Annotated in this window: 10 protein-coding genes and 1 pseudogene; 7 read left to right on the top strand and 4 right to left on the bottom strand. The window is 66.6% G+C overall.

Annotated features, from left to right (window positions below):
* The first annotated feature begins 41 nt into the window (after positions 1-41).
* The 4 genes from OHS57_RS31090 (at position 42) to OHS57_RS31075 (ending at position 6620) form a co-directional block, all read left to right on the top strand.
* On the top strand, positions 42-1184 hold the full coding sequence (locus OHS57_RS31090) for an EcsC family protein (RefSeq protein ID WP_328584048.1): 1143 nt from the start codon (positions 42-44) through the stop codon (positions 1182-1184).
* A 225-nt stretch (positions 1185-1409) separates the two neighbouring features.
* Positions 1410-3218 (top strand): DUF4357 domain-containing protein, encoded by a 1809-nt coding sequence (locus OHS57_RS31085; RefSeq protein WP_328584047.1) that lies wholly within the window; start codon positions 1410-1412, stop codon positions 3216-3218.
* Positions 3215-4444: an McrC family protein gene (locus tag OHS57_RS31080; protein WP_328584046.1), complete on the top strand. Its 1230-nt coding sequence runs from the start codon at positions 3215-3217 to the stop codon at positions 4442-4444. Before OHS57_RS31085 ends, OHS57_RS31080 begins: the two co-directional genes overlap by 4 nt.
* A gap of 40 nt (positions 4445-4484) precedes the next feature.
* A complete protein-coding gene (locus OHS57_RS31075) occupies positions 4485-6620 on the top strand; it encodes a UvrD-helicase domain-containing protein (RefSeq protein WP_328584045.1) in 2136 nt (711 codons plus the stop codon).
* A 40-nt stretch (positions 6621-6660) separates the two neighbouring features.
* Here the strand turns inward: OHS57_RS31075 and OHS57_RS31070 are convergent, their stop codons facing one another.
* The 3 genes and pseudogenes from OHS57_RS31070 to OHS57_RS31060 all read right to left on the bottom strand — a co-directional run bounded on the left by OHS57_RS31070 (position 6661) and on the right by OHS57_RS31060 (position 10956).
* Entirely contained in the window at positions 6661-8313 is a 1653-nt protein-coding gene (locus OHS57_RS31070) for an N-6 DNA methylase (protein ID WP_328584044.1), read from the bottom strand.
* A 347-nt stretch (positions 8314-8660) separates the two neighbouring features.
* Positions 8661-9278 (bottom strand): annotated as a pseudogene (locus OHS57_RS31065) (transposase); the annotation flags it as partial.
* Between the two features lie 910 nt (positions 9279-10188).
* Positions 10189-10956 (bottom strand): IclR family transcriptional regulator, encoded by a 768-nt coding sequence (locus OHS57_RS31060; RefSeq protein ID WP_328584043.1) that lies wholly within the window; start codon positions 10954-10956, stop codon positions 10189-10191.
* Between the two features lie 279 nt (positions 10957-11235).
* Between OHS57_RS31060 and OHS57_RS31055 the strand changes: the two genes are divergently transcribed.
* Positions 11236-11748 carry a hypothetical protein gene (locus tag OHS57_RS31055; protein ID WP_328584042.1) on the top strand — a complete coding sequence of 171 codons (513 nt, stop codon included), beginning with the start codon at positions 11236-11238 and terminating at the stop codon, positions 11746-11748.
* A 211-nt stretch (positions 11749-11959) separates the two neighbouring features.
* Here the strand turns inward: OHS57_RS31055 and OHS57_RS31050 are convergent, their stop codons facing one another.
* On the bottom strand, positions 11960-12280 hold the full coding sequence (locus tag OHS57_RS31050; RefSeq protein WP_328584041.1) for a helix-turn-helix domain-containing protein: 321 nt from the start codon (positions 12278-12280) through the stop codon (positions 11960-11962).
* Between the two features lie 21 nt (positions 12281-12301).
* Here OHS57_RS31050 and OHS57_RS31045 point away from each other — a divergent pair, with 21 nt between their 5' ends.
* Positions 12302-13306 (top strand): hypothetical protein, encoded by a 1005-nt coding sequence (locus OHS57_RS31045; protein WP_328584040.1) that lies wholly within the window; start codon positions 12302-12304, stop codon positions 13304-13306.
* Positions 13303-15204: a hypothetical protein gene (locus tag OHS57_RS31040; RefSeq protein ID WP_328584039.1), complete on the top strand. Its 1902-nt coding sequence runs from the start codon at positions 13303-13305 to the stop codon at positions 15202-15204. The genes OHS57_RS31045 and OHS57_RS31040 overlap by 4 nt, the downstream gene beginning before the upstream one ends.
* Positions 15205-15209 lie beyond the last annotated feature (5 nt).

Here is a 15209-nt window from a genome sequence, read left to right as displayed (position 1 = left end):
TCACCCACTCGTGCATCACCATCCACGTCTCAGGGGGGACCATGAGCAACCCGCACTACCCGCAGCAGCCCGATCAACTGCCCTCTGACTATGAGCTCGACGCATGGCGTGCCGTCCAACAATTCAAGGGCCGCCCGTTGTCCCGAGCAATGAGAAACGCCGGCGACCAAGTGGCCAACGGCCTCTCGGAACTCGGCAAGCGTGCCGCGAAGCAACTGGAGAACCACCCACGGGCCAAGTCGGCGGTTTCACGTGGACAGGGGATCGTCGCCAAGGGTGCTCAGAAGGCTGGCGCTGGAGCGCGTGGAGCCGCCGATGCTCTCCCGGACTGGGGTGGCACTGCCGTCCAGTCCATACGGCAGACGGTGGGGCGGGCCTCGCGAGCGGGACTCTCCTCCAAACGCGTTGTGGCGCTTCACAAGAAGTACGGGCACAACGTCGCATCGCTCTCAGACCTGCGCCACCTCGATCTCGAACAGGTCGACGCAGTCCGCGGACGTGCGGCGGGCTGGTACTACCCGGCCGCCGCGGCGCTCTCGGGAGCGGGTGCGGGCCTTGTGATCTCTGGAGGAGAGCTTGTCATCGCCGCCTCCGCCGGCGCCGCGGCAGCGCCTTCGGGAGGTGCGATCACCGGTGCCTTTCTTGCCGACGCCGCAGTCGTCCTTGGACTCGCGTCCCGCGCCGTCGGCCAGGTCTCGCTGTTCTACGGCTACGACCCCGAAGAGCCCGCCGAGAAGCTCTTCGTGATGTCCGTCGTCAACGTCGGGACGGCAACTTCGGCCACCGCCAAGAACGCCGCGATGGCCGACATCTCGCGGCTCACCCAAGCACTCTTCCGCGGCAAGACGTGGGAGGTCCTGAACGACGCGGTTGTCACCAAGGTTTCCCAGCAGTTCGCGAAGGCGTTCGGCTTCCGCCTCACGAAGAAGGGGCTCGGCAAGGCCGTACCCGCATTCGGGATCGTCATCGGAAGCACTCTCAACTGGACCACTCTGGAGGGGATCGTCGACGCCGCCGAGATGGCATACCGGCGGCGGTTCCTCCTGGAGAAGCACCCGCACCTCGCTGATGAGGAGGCATCCGGATCGTTTCCCGACATCAGCCCGGACGTCCCTGACAATGCCGATGAGGAGATCAGTCTGCTCGACGAGATAGTCGAGGCGGGTGGACCCGACCTCCACTGACCCGATGTCCCGGCGGTGGACATGACCACCGGAACAACTCAGCTGAGGAACGCGCCGCGAACCGCGACCACTCCTCACGCCCGATGCGCGGCGGCGAACCTCCCCAGGGACCGGGCGCCCGGCGGCACTGGTCGCGCGGCCCCGGAGCGACTATCAGAACCGACTGTCAGTGGGAGCCCCTACCGTTTCGGTAGATCTTCTGCCAAGACCAATGGAGCGGCGACGATGTCCGACGAGCGCATGGAGTACCCGGAGTTCCGGCTGCGGCTGCCGAACGAAGGGCCGTACGCTCGTGGGCGCGTCCTGCCCGAGAAGGGAATGAACGGGAGCCTGAAGTTCTTGGTGCTCGCAGGTTCGCCGGTGCGCTCGCAGACGCTGCCCGGCATCGGTCGCCACGCCGCGGAGCAGCGGGACCGGCTGGTGACAGACGACGGCATCCAGGAGTCGGAACGCTGGCCGGGGTATCTGGAGACCACCCGGGACATCGAGTGCAACTCCCCCTCGGCTGCGGGTTCGGTCGTAACGGGGCGCAGCTCCGATGGTTTGTCCGAGTGGCGCACAGCGGAAGGCTTCCCTCTGGTCGACTACCTCGGCTCCTCCTGGCGCACCCCGCGCAAGGCCTGGCTGGTCCGTGGCTCCAATGTGTCGGGCCGCGACCTCGTCAAGCGGCTGTGGGTGCCGGAGGGGTGGCTCACTCTGGCGGCCTCGCACCTGCCGCAGGGGGTCGGGGAAGAGCCGACCAAGAGTACCCTGCGGCGGTACGTCGAGGAGGGTTACGACGCGAGCGCCTCCTACGGCCAGAAGCAGGCAATGATCGACGAGCTGCACTACTTCCTCACCCAGATGCGACACGGCGACACGGTCTGCACCATCTCCAATGGGCAGCTGTTCATCGGCACGGTCTCGGGGGACGCCGAACAGGTCGAATCCGAAGGCAGTCTGTCCAATCTGCGGCGGCGAGCCGACTGGGATCCCAGCGGGGTCCCGTACGACGTGCTGCCGGAGGAACTCCAACAGAAGCTGTCCGTCCAGCACGATGTGGTCGACCTGACCTCCGTCCTTGCTCTCGTCGAAGGGCTCGGCAGGAGTGACGAAGAGCTGGCGGAGGAGGCCGAAGCGATAGAGCGTGACCCGAGCGTGGCAATCCAGGCGATTACCGCGCGTCGTGAGCCCGAGCTGCCCGAGCCCACGGACGAGCTGGCCGCCGAGCTTCTGGTGCACGACAAGGCCTGGCTGAGCGAGGTGCGTGATCTGCTGGCGGACGAGCGGCAGCTCGTGCTGTACGGTCCGCCGGGCACGGGCAAGACGTATCTCGCGCTGAAGCTCGCCGAGTTCTTCGGCGGCGGGCCCGAGCAGGTGCAGCTCGTGCAATTCCATCCGGCGTACGCGTACGAGGACTTCATCGAGGGCTTCCGGCCGAGAGAGGACCCGGACACCAAGGAGGTCGCGTTCCGGCTCACCGCCGGGCCGCTGCGTGACTTGCGTGACCTCGCGGCCCGTGAGGGCAACCGCCACATCCCACACTTCCTGATCATCGACGAGATCAACCGCGCCAACCTGGCGAAAGTGTTCGGTGAGCTGTACTTCCTGCTGGAGTACCGGAACAAGTCGGTCCGGCTTCCCTACTCGGGTGATGACTTCGCGCTGCCCTCGAACCTGTTCGTGATCGGCACGATGAACGCCGCCGACCGGTCCATCGCACTCGTGGACGCTGCGATGCGGCGCCGTTTCGCCTTCGTGGAGCTGTCTCCACGCACCGAACCGACGAGCGGGCTGCTGCGGCGCTGGCTGGCCAGGGAGATGCGAGGTCCTGGGCCCGCTGATCTGCTCGACGCACTCAACTCTCGTATCGATGATCCCGACTTCCGGATCGGTCCTTCCTATCTGATGAAGAAGGGGGTCTATCGGGAAGGTGGTCTGGAGCGGACCTGGCGGACAAAGATCTTGCCGCTGCTGGAGGAACACCACTACGGGGAGGGCATCGACATCGAGAAGCGGTACGGGCTCGCTGCGCTGCGAAAGTTGTTGAGGTGACCTCCGCACCCACATCCGCATCCACCGTAGAGCTCGTCGAACACGCGCCGGCCAGGTCCGTCCCGCTCGCGGACGCGGTCGGCCGGGCTCTCGCCGCCGGACGCATCGTGGATGCCGCCCCCGACCCTTACACGCCGGGGCAGTGGTTGCTGCGGGCGGGCAGCAAAGTCGGGGCGGTGGCCGTAACCGTGCCGGGCGGCGGCGAGCCGGTTACCGTCCGCGTCACTCCCAAGGTGCCCATCGCCCGCCTCTTCTTTCTGCTCGGATACAGCCTCGATCCGCGCGGCAGCTGGCGCGACGGGGAGGTGGAGGTGGCCGGCCACCAGGACTTGCTGCCAGCGCTCGCCCACGCCGTGGAACGGCAGGTGGACCGGGCTCTGCGGCAGGGCCTTCTTCAGGGGTACCGGGCGACGGAGGAGACCGCTCTTGTCGTACGCGGACGGATCCGCGAGGCCGAGCAGATCCGCCGCCACTTCGGGGCTGCGATTCCCGTGGAAGTGGCGTACGACGAGTTCACCACCGACATCGCGGAGAACCGAATTCTGCGCACGGCCGTGGAACGCCTGCTGCGGCTGCCCAGGGTGCCGCGCGACGTGCGCCGCAAGCTCCTGCACCAGCGCGCCCGGCTGGCCGACGTCACGGCGATCGTGCGCGGCCAGCCGATCCCCGCGTGGCATCCCACGCGTCTCAACTCCCGCTACCACCGCGCCCTGCACCTGGCCCGTGCCGTGCTGGACGGCGCATCGGCCGACTATGCGCCGGGTGGGCTGCACATCGATGGGTTCCTGTTCGACATGAACAAGCTCTTCGAGGACTTCGTGACGGTCGCCCTCCGCGAGGCGTTCCGCGGCTCGGTCCGCACCGCCCGCCTCCAGGACCCGCACCACCTCGACGAGGCCTCCGCTATCCGCATGAAGCCGGACTTCGTGCTCTACGAGGCGGACGACGTTCCGTCTGCCGTGGTCGATGCCAAGTACAAAGCCGAGAAACGGGACGGCTATCCGGACGCTGACCTGTACCAGATGCTTGCCTACTGCACGGCCCTGGGACTACGGGAAGGCCACTTGGTGTACGCGAAAGGGAATGCCGCGCACGCCGCGCATCAGGTCCGGCACGCGGGTGTCGTCATCCATCAGCACGCCCTCGATCTGGACCAAGGGCCGGCCGGGCTGCTCGCGGACATCGCGACAGTGGCCCAGCGGCTGACCGCCACTCCGTGCGTATGATCGACTGCGCAGTGTCCTTCCAGGGTGGGGAGTCCGTCTCGTGCCGCAGCTCGCGTTCGCCAACAGCTTCTGGGAGAGCTACGACGTCCTGGAGAAGCCCGTCAAGTCCGGCGTGCGCAAGGCCATGGAGAAGTTCCAGCACCTCACCGTGGCCGCTCTGCACGCGGACAAAGGACTGCACTTGGAGTCCGTCAACAATGCTCGCGACCCACGGATGCGGACCATCCGCATCAACGACTTCTGGCGGGGCGTCGTCCTGGCGCCGGACGACGGCAGCGACGTGTTCCTGCTCGTCAATGTCGTCCCGCACGACGACGCCTACACCTGGGCGGCCAAGCGGCTGTACACGACGAACTCCGCGACGCGCGGCCTTGAGGTGCGCAACGCGGTCGCGATCGAGCAGCTGACCCCTGCCCTGGAGAAGGCGGCTGCCGCGGCGCCCTCACTGCTGTTCACGAAGTACTCCGACACCGTGCTGCGCGAGCTCGGCATTGACGACCAGGTCCTGCGGGCGGTGCGGACCGTCATCGACAAGCCGCAGCTGGAGGCGTTCGGGACGCTGCTCCCGGAGGACCAGTTCGAGGCCCTGCAATACCTCGCCGAGGGGTTCAGCGCCGAGGAGGTGTACCGGGACGTGGTCGCCGTGCGCCGTCCCGCCGACGCGGCACCCGAGCCGGACGAGGACCTCGCCTCGGCCATCGCCAACACCATCAGCCGTATCACCCTGGTCACCGGACCGCAGGAACTGACCGATATTCTGGAGAAGCCGTTCGCTGCCTGGCGGGTGTTCCTGCACCCATCGCAGCGCCGTGTCGCCTACCGGGTGTCGTACGGCGGTCCGGTACAGGTTACGGGCGGTCCCGGCACGGGCAAGACGGTCGTGGCACTGCACCGCGTCAAGCACCTCCTCACGCGTTCGCCCGAGGCCCGCGTCCTGCTCACCACGTTCACCAATGCACTGGCCTCCGCACTCCGCGAGAACCTCGCTCTCCTCCTCGACGGCGATTCGGCGCTGCTCGGCCGCGTGGAGGTCACGACGGTCAACGCCTACGCGCACGGAGTCGTGACCCGCCTTGACGGCAAGGCCCCGTCCCCCATCGACGACCGGGCGGAGCGGCAGCTGTGGCAGCGTGTCGTCAAAGAGCTCGGGCTGCCCTGGACGGAGCAGTTCCTGGCTCAGGAGTACCGGCACGTCATCCTTGCTCAGGACGTACGCGACCTGAACGGCTACCGCGCCGCGTCCCGGCGCGGGCGCGGGAGCGCTCTGTCGCCCGCGCGGCGTGAGCAACTGTGGCCTGCTGTCGAGTTGTTCACCTCGATGCTGCGCGGCCGGGGAACGAGCACACACCTCCAGGTGTGCGCGCGTGCGGCCGAGCTCCTGGCCCGGTCCACACCGGCGTACGACCATATCGTGGTAGACGAGGCACAGGATCTGCATCCGGCGCAGTGGCGTGTCCTGCGTGCCGCGGTGGCGTCCGGCAGCGACGACCTCTTCATCACCGGCGACCCGCACCAACGGATCTACGACTCGAAGGTCTCCCTGGGTTCGCTGGGGATCCTCGTGGCCGGGCGCACCAGCCGTCTGCGTATCAACTACCGTTCCACGGAGGAGATCCTCGTCTGGTCGACCGGCATTCTCAGCCCGGTGTCGGTCGCCGAACTGGGCGGCGAAGGCAGTGACACCCTGGCCGGTTACCGCTCACTGCTGCACGGCCGGCCCCCCCGGGTGGACGGGTATGGTTCCGAGCAGGCTGAGGTCGCGGCACTGGCGGAACGCGTCAAGGGCTGGATCGCCCAGGGCATCCGGGCTTCCGAGATCGGTGTGTGCGCCCGCTTCAACCTGCTCCTCGACAAGGTGTACGACGAACTGACCCAGGCCAAGGTGCCGGCGGTCCGGGTCAAGGACAACCCGGGGACGGACGTCGAGGGAGTGCGGCTCGCCACCATGCACGCCATGAAGGGCCTTGAATTCCGATGTGTTGCTGTCCTAGGGGTGACGGTGAGCGCGGTCCCCTTCGCGCGCGAAATCACACCGGCCGACGTGGACATACTGCAGCACGACTCGGACCTGTTGCGGGAGCGATGCCTGCTGTTTGTGGCGTGCACGCGGGCCCGGGAGGCACTGGTTGTGTCGTGGAGCGGTTCGGCCAGCTCTTTCGTACCGCAGAGGAAATGACGGTTAGTCAAACGGGAGCGCGAACCCACCTCCCATTCTGTCAATCCTCAGGAATAAGCGCGCCGTTCCCAAGCCCATCTCGCGCCAGTACGGCAGCGGCTTGGCTCAGCTCGGCCACCTTTCGCATACGCTCCTCGAACTCCTGGAGCGAGCGGAAGGCGACTCCGTAGCGGCGCTGTTCGGAGATGTCCATCTGAGGAATGCGGGCTCCCCGGCCGTCGAAGCGAAAGGTGCCGCTGGTGCTGGTGGAGCGGCGGGTGTTCGCCGTGCTGCGCAGGAATCCCTGAAGATAGTCGGTGTCAAGCTGGTCGCTCACCGAAACCGGTTCCGGATCCGCGTACTCGACGAAACCGGCGCGCGCGAGCTCCGCGACACTGACGGTGGGGCCGTCCAAGGAACTGGGGCTGCCGCCGACCTCCAGCGCCGGCAGAAGCTCCAGGATCCCTTGTACCTGCTGTGCCAGCTCCCTCCGCAGGTCGTGATATTCGGCCGCATAGTCGCGATGGGACTCCCTTACGTGGCTGCCGGGAGTGAAGTCCACGGCATCGTCCAGCAGGCTGATCAGCGGCACGTCCGCCACCTGGCCGGGGCCAGCCTCCAGGGAACCCTCAGGATCGCTCGCGGTCAGGTCGACCATGCGCACGGACGACAGGATGTCATCGGGAGACTCCGGACGGCGCAGGTGCCACAGGTGAACGGGGAGGGAATGCGAGGCCGCAGTACCGGACGGCAGGGCTGTGATCTGGGTGAGGATGCCACGCCGTACGAGTTCGGAGCGGATACGGCGACCAGCCTTGCGGTATGCGACCGAGGCGGGCATGACCATGAGAACGCGGCCGCCGGGAGCTGCGTGTGCGTAGGCGTGCTGGAGCCAGGCGAGTTCACCTTCGGCTCGCGAGGGGGTGCCGAGTTCCCAGCGTGAGTCGAGGAGCAGATCCTCCCGACCCCAGTCGGTGACGCCCACCGGCGGATCACAGACGACAAGTCCCGCTCTGAGATCAGGCCATTGGTCATCTCGCAAGGAATCACCGATGGCGACGGTGACGCCGGTGCGGTCGGTGACATCAGCGCGCAGCTGCGCGAAAGCCGCGCTCCGCGCATCCGACTCCTGCCCGTACCGTTTGGCCCCCCGCTCGGGACCGACGGCGAGAAGGAGCGTCCCGATACCGCAGGCCGGGTCGAAGACCGTCGTGTCACTCGCCACCTCGCCGACGAAGTGGCACACGGCACGGACAACGCGAGGCGAAGTGACCTGATCCGATCCGGCCCGGCGCACCGAGTCGGTGAAGCGTTCGGTCAGGGAGCCGACCAGTTCGGCCACCGAGGCGCCCGCAGCCGCTTCCCGCGCCAACCGAACCGCATCCTCCGTGAGCCCTGGAGCTGGCTCCCCGCCGCCAAGGAAGCAAAAGACGTCGACGAGCCCTCCGATGATCTCGTTTCCATAAGCCCCCCGCAGCACTTGCCACAGTTGGACCTCGTCGGAGACACCCTGTCCCTTATGCTGCCGACCCAGCCACGCCTGCACGTCGGCCAGGGCAAAGAGAGGACTGTTCGCACCGCCGCCCGCAGGTGCGGGAAAATCGTCGTAGCGACGCCTCCAATTGGAGACCGCGGCCCGGGTGACTCCCGCGAGCCGAGCGACCTCGGAGCCGGTGACCAGCGGACCGGCCGGTGGCGCGGCGTGTTCCTTCATGCCACCCACCGTACACGCGAGCTCGAATGCGCTCAATGAGTCGAATGTTGACGGCGTACACAACGCAAGCGATTCGTCGCAGTGTGTACATCATGGAAGCGTCGTCGAACATTCCCCGACAACCGTCAGTCGCGCGTCAGATCGAGGCCGGCAGCGGGGTCCCCGATTCCGACAACCAGGACGGCACCTTCTCCTAATTGCGCCAAGACCCCAACGAGCCGAAACGATCACCATGCAGCTGTCCGGCACCCATAGCCCGATCCCGACCGAAGCCCGGGAACGGGAGCCTATGTGTCCTGCCCGGAAACCAGCAGGTTCGGGGTACTGGACGCATGGGTCCCCGATGCCAGCCGATGGCGAACGGCATCGGCGTCGGGCTGTTCGAAGACCGTCCGCAGCAAGGTCGCCGCCCACGGCTGGCCCGCCTCCGGAACCTGGCTCAGCAAGTTGCGGGTGTGGTGGGGACGGCAGCGGTGCCGGGCAGCGCGGTGCCGATCGACTCGACAAGGCCGGCGTGGGCGTCGGAGACCACCAGCTGGACTCCGGTCAGGTCGCGGGCGAACAGGCCGCGTGGGAACGCCAGCCACCCCGCCCCGTCCTCGGCGGCCGCGACGTCCAGGTCCAGGACCTGTCGCTGGCCCTCGGCATTGACGCCGGCCGCCACCAGGCAGTGCACGTTCACGATCCGGCCGCCCTCGCGGACCCTCTGCGTCAGCGCGCCAGCCAGACGAACGAATGGGGCCGGCGTCCAGCGGGCGATTGCGGAACTCCGTGACCCGCCCGTCGAAAGGCTCGGCCATCTCGCCGACCTGCGACTTCGACAACTGGGTCACGCCCAAGGACTCGGCGAGCTTGGTGACCGGGTGGGTTGAGACGCCCAGCGGGAAGGCGGTGGTGACCACCGAGACACGCGCCTGCTAGGCCCGCCGCCGGCGCTCCAGCAGCCAGCCCGGGAAGTACGACCCCAGGCACAAATCCCCTGATCAGGCGGAACCCGTACACCACCACCCCGAACGTGACCCTCCTCACCTGGGAGGACGCCGCACCTCAGAACCTCTCTATTTGGGTACGACTCCGCAGTGCGCCACCGCGTACGGACCTCAATTCTCAGCGGACCCCGGCCAGCCCCCGCAGCGGTACGGCGTCCTTCGCCCGGGTCGGCACCTGCGGGGCGGGACGGCTTCGCTCATCTCTGGAGGCACGATCCGGAGGCTGCAGTCTCTGTGCGATTACCGCCACTGTCTCCAGAGCGAGACCAAGGCGTGGCCTGGACTTCCGGGAAGGACTCTCGTTGCCACGAACTGCAAGTGGCCGGTTAAGCGGCCGCATGTCAGGATCGATCCATGCCTGTTTTCCTGAACGCGGTCGTGGGTTCGGGAATCCCCGCCGTGCCGGCTCCCAGGATGCGGCGGGTCGCGTTCGTCGCGGTACTGAGTCTAGATGGGCGGCTTGCCTTGGTGGCAGATGAACTTCCTGGGGGCCGTTCCCAATGGGTCCTTCCTTCAGAACCCGCACGAGACGCAGAACCCTACCGTGAGGCGGCAGCACGAGTGCTGCTCGACATGGTCGGTGCGATGCCAGTGCGCAGGGGCGTCGTCGAGGGATGCCGGTGGGCTCAGGTTCCTGTTCCAGTCGGCCGGAGCCGCTGCGAGGCACACGTGTTCATATTTCGTCTCGCTGCGCCTGTCGGCCCACCTGAACATCTGTCGTGGAAGGGAGCAACATGGTGGGCAGGGCCCGAGCAGTGGCCGAAATTGTGCACACGGTGTGATCTGCCGGATGTAGACGTGCTGCTGACGGGATACCTGGAGGGATGGATCCCAGACGGGCGGATCACGTTGGAGCCTTGAAGTTCCACCACCCCAGCACCCGTTGTCACTCTGCCCTGGCGATCGTGGTAGCGGTCTCCTGTAGGGCCGTGGCAACCGCAGGCATGTCCTGTTCTCGCAGGCGTACGGCGGGTGCGTGCACGGAGATCGCAGCGAGCGGCTCTCCGATGCGGTTGCGGACAGCTACTGCGACGCCGTGCAGATCGTGCGCGCTCTCTTCGAGGTCTGCCGCCCACCCGCGGACTCTGATCTCCTCCAGCTCCACCTCGAGCAGAGGCCATTCGGTGATGCTCGCTGCCGCCGTGGCGGGGAGCGCAGCCGGCAGAGTCCCGCGTACACGTGCCGGATCACACAGTGCGAGCAGCGCCTTGCCCGCGGCCGTAACGTGGGCGGGAAGAGTCTGACCGAGCGGAACGCTGACGCGCAGGAGCCGGCGGCACTCAACTCCGTAGAGTACCCGGACGACTGCTGCGTCGAGCATGTACAGGCATACCGTCTCCTGCAGTTTCTCGGACAGCTCTTCCATTGGTTTGCGGGCCTGTCGGCGGATGTCCAGGTGGGCGATCGCGTCCAGTCCCATGCGCACGAGCTGCGGCCCCGGTGAGTATCCGCGCTGGCCCGGATCGTGGCGTACGAAACCCGCGTGCTGCAGGGTGACCAGGATGCGGTGTGCAGTGGAGCGCGAGATGCCGAGTTCCCGGGCGGTTTCGGTAACACCGATTTCCCCCCGGTCATGGGCTAGGACGAGAACGTCCAAGGCCTTCGTCACCGACGCCAGGGGGTCGGTCGCCGACGGAATATTGACATCCATCATGAAGGAACCGTAGCGCCCGGAAGCTCCCGGGGACCGGGACCTTCGGCGGATCTACACCGTCAGAGTTCGTGGCGGTACGCCACACGGATCCGGTGCGACATCGCAAGATTCCAACCAGTCGCTTTTTGGGTCGAGGATGGCCGAGTCTTGCCGCAAATCCCGCTGGACTTGACGCACTTGGGTGATCTGCTGACTGTTTGTCGGCGCCTCACAGGAACTCAGTGCGTGCCACAGTGTGCCGTCCCTAAACTGGCACCGGCCTTCTCTTGGGAGTTCACCATGGCGGGATACCGGACGGGCGCGTCTTCGTCGGACAAGGGTGTCTATGTCGGCCTGGCCCGGCATGCGGTGGAGGAACTGATCGCCTCGCTGCGTTGTGAGTTGGCCACCCTGGAGGCGGTGCACGCGATGATGTGCCAGGACGCCGAATCCGCTGATGCCCCCGAAGAGCAGCCGACTGGCGACGAGGACATGTCGACCACTCCGCTCTCCAGGGAGGCCGATTCTGCCGCCGACGAGGATCTGCCGGCGGACGAGGCGCGTCCGGACCCCGATGCTCGAACTCTGGGGCCGCCGCGCAACGGAAGCATGCGTGATGCGATCCTCACGCTCTTGTGCGCCGCCCAGGAGGCGATGTCGATCACGGATATCGCGGCAGCCGTACGTCCGGGAGCGGACGCAACCGTCCGCTCATCCGTGGGGAAAACCCTCAACCGCATGAAGCAACTTGGCGAGGTGGAAAACGTAGCACCGGGGATGTATCAGGCCGTGTTGGCATCCCGGGCTGCTTGATTCGACTGGGCACGCCCCCAACCCAATAAGCAGGTCTCCCTCGATTACCGGTCGAGGGAGACCGCCCAAACACACGAACGGACGCTTCCCCTATCAGAGTTCCGGTCCGTCGTGCACGTTCACTCTAGCGCCGCCGACGGTGGCACTACAGCGAATCCGCGTCGTCATGCGATGGACCGTGCACGACTGATCTCAAACAGACAGACGAGGTTCAGTCATGAACACATTTAGTCGCATCCGATCCGGGCCAGAGCGCAAGCCCCAGAGCGTGCTCCAGCCGGCAGACCGTCAGGACATCCGGCCAGCCAGCTCCCGCCAGCAGATCGCCGATGGTCTGCCTGCCGACGTCGCTCTGGGCGGCCAAAGCGCGCAGCGAGAGCTCCGGCCGGTCACCGAGGGCGGCAGCGAGGCGGCGGGCAATCGTCTGGACCACGGCGGCGGCAGGCTCCCCGTTAATTCGGGCATCCGGCCACTTCTCAGGATCGACGGCGTAATTCCGTGGCGGCGCTGTGCGCGCTCGGCCTCCGGTCATAAAGATGCGTTCCTTCAGATTGTGATCGACACTGACACCAGTGACCGGTTAACCGGCCATACGTCATGGACCCTGCGCCTGGAGGTCGCTGTGTCGAATCGTCTGTTGGCGTACTCGCCAAGGCCGGAGACGGTGCCGCCTACCCAGTGGGGCCGCATCGCGCCGGTCGTTCGCTCTCTGGGTTTCCTGGCCGTTGCAGCCGGCCCTTACGGCCCGGATGCGATCATGACGCGCCTCGCGCGACTGGTCGCCTGGGTTGAGACCCAGGGCCTCCCACTGGAACCCTCGGTGATCCTTGACCAGAGCACCGTTGAACGGTTCATCCTCATCGGCTGCCGCGGCACGGCGGCCAACAGCCAGCGGAGCTGCAGCAGTCAGCTGCGCCGGGTTTCCGAAGCGTTCCTGCTGGATCAACTCGGACAGCATCCGCCGATCCGGTTGAAGGCTGCCGCGACCCCGGTGGCTCCCTACCCGCCGACGGAAGTCGCCCACTGGTTGATCTGGGCGCAGAGCCTGCCCACCCCGGCTCAGCGGCGCAACGCTTGTCTGCTCTTCTGTCTCGGCATTGGGTGCGGTCTCGCCGTCGAGGACCTTGTGCACGTTCAGGGGCGGGACATCCACGCTGGCCCAACCGGACGGGCGCTGGTCAAGGTTCACGGGCGCAGGCCGCGCACCGTCGTGTGCCGCTACGCCTACGAGGAACTGCTGCTGGCAAAAGCCGCAGATATCCCCGCAGACACGTACGCCTTCCGACCGGACTGGCAGGACCGGACCAGCAAGCACATCGCATCGGACTGGCTCGCCAAGCACCCGCGAATCATCGGCCGTTGTGATGGTGCGGTGCTGCAGGCCCAGCGGTTGCGCACTACGTGGCTCGCAGATCTGCTCAATGCGGGCATTCCACTGCAGGTGATCCTCAGGGCGTCGGGCCTCGCGACATTGCACAGCCTCTCGCGCTACCTCGTCTTCCTCCACGACGTGCCCGAAGCGGAAGCATTTGATCTGTTGCGGGGAGCGGCGGCATGAGCAGGAAGAACCCAGAGAAAAAACCCTGCCGGCGTACCGGTCTCGCCTTACGCCCCGCACCGCAAGCTCCCGGCCGTACTCTCAACGATCGCGTGGTGAACGAGGTTTTCGACCTTGTGCGGCACAGCGGCGCACTGGAGCGCCTCCCCTCCGACGACCACAAGCCGGGGCCGAAGGGCATCCCCTTCCGGACGGTATTGATCGGCCTGATCCTGTCCCAGTACATGGGCAAGAGCGCGAACATCGACGACGCCTGGGAGACGCTCTTCTTCGCGCTGTCCCCCGGGGCCAAGGACCTGCTCGATGTTCCCGATATCGACCTGGGCATCCCTGAGGACGCCACCAGAGAGGAGGTCGACCGCATCGCGCACCAGCAGTACGCAATGTCTAAACGGGTCTACCGGTCCTGGGCGTCGATGACCAAGCGCCTCGACCCGGCACCGCACGACCGCCGCAAGCGATTGCCCCTCAGCGAGGCCAAGAAGATCCGGCGGAAGTGGAACGCCCGCGCCAACGAAAACACCGTGCGTAACTTGGAAGCCATCGCCCAGGACCTGATTCTCGCCCCGGTCATGGCCTCGTACCACAGCGGCGATTTCACTCGCTGGCCCGGTCACATCGCGGTCGACGACACGCCGGTTCCGGTCTGGGGCAAAGCGCCGGACTACCGCAGAGACCGGGCCTCGCTTGAGATCACCGCCGGGATGTACGTAAAAGGAGGAACGCAGAAGCCACCGGTTCATCCTGCCGGAGCAGCGATCCCCACCAACACCGGCACCCGACGCGGCGCAGCCAACAAACCGGCAACTCGTGAGACCAAACCCGCGCAGCAGGAGACCAAGGTGTCGGAGAAGAGGGAGTTCCGCTACGCCATGGTGGCCGCGTTTCCCGGCCACGGCCACGGCGACCTCGCTGGCGCTTACCCGGCAGTCTGTCTCGGCATGATCCTCCACACTCCGGGCACCGAACCCGGCCCAGCCGCGCTCCGCGCTATCCAACCGGCCTTCGAGCGAGGCATGATCAACAACCTCTTCTGCGCCGATCGGGGCATCTCCCAGGCCAAGCCTCGCAACCTGCATCTGCAGCTGCTCAAACTCGGCCTCAACGCGGTGAAGCACAATAACGACGACAAAGTCGACCGGCAAGGAGACTTCCGCGGTATGCAGCTGGTCGGCGGCGAGTTCTACTGCCCGTTGATGCCCGCCCCGCTCGTCACCGCAGGCACGACTTACATCAAGAGCCGCACGGACGAGGAGCGCGCCCACGCACTCAATCTGATCTATTCCCGACGGGATTATCAAACCAAGGTCAAAGAATACGGGCTCGCGGGCGACCAACGCCGACAGTGCCCGGCCCTCGGACCACATGCCACGGTCACGTGCTACCGCCGCCCCCAACCGCGCCCTTCTGCCATCGTTGACCTCGACGCCCCTACCATCCGCACGGCAGCCGCTCTGCCCACGGTCCCTAAGCCCAAGCGGGACATCAGCAACTACCCCGACATCTGCGCAGGGAAGAGCATCACCGTCCCAGGCAAGGTGCTGGCCAAGTGGCGGCAGAAATACCCGCTGTTCACCGCTCGGTGGCAGGAAGCCTGGTCTGGACTGCGCAGTCAGAACGAGGGCGGCAACGGAAACCTCAAGAAGTCCGCCCTCGACAGCATCGACAACCCCCAGTTTCGCCTGCCGCACGGACGCGTCGCGCAGACGCTGCTCAACGCCGTGATCATCTTCGTGGCGAACCTCAGGGCTATCAAACGATTCCGCCGCGACCAGGGCATTCGGCCCCGCAAAACCAGCACGCACGGCCCCGCAACCGACGACGCCGGCCGACCCTCCGACCCGCTCGAAGTGCAATCGCTTCCGACCGAGCCGCTCGAGCCTCCGCCACGTGAGTGACGCAT

This window comes from Streptomyces sp. NBC_00370 (assembly GCF_036084755.1).
Lineage (GTDB): Bacteria > Actinomycetota > Actinomycetes > Streptomycetales > Streptomycetaceae > Streptomyces.
The sequence above is the reverse complement of the archived record's forward strand: the minus strand, read 5'-3'. Positions and strand labels throughout refer to the sequence as shown.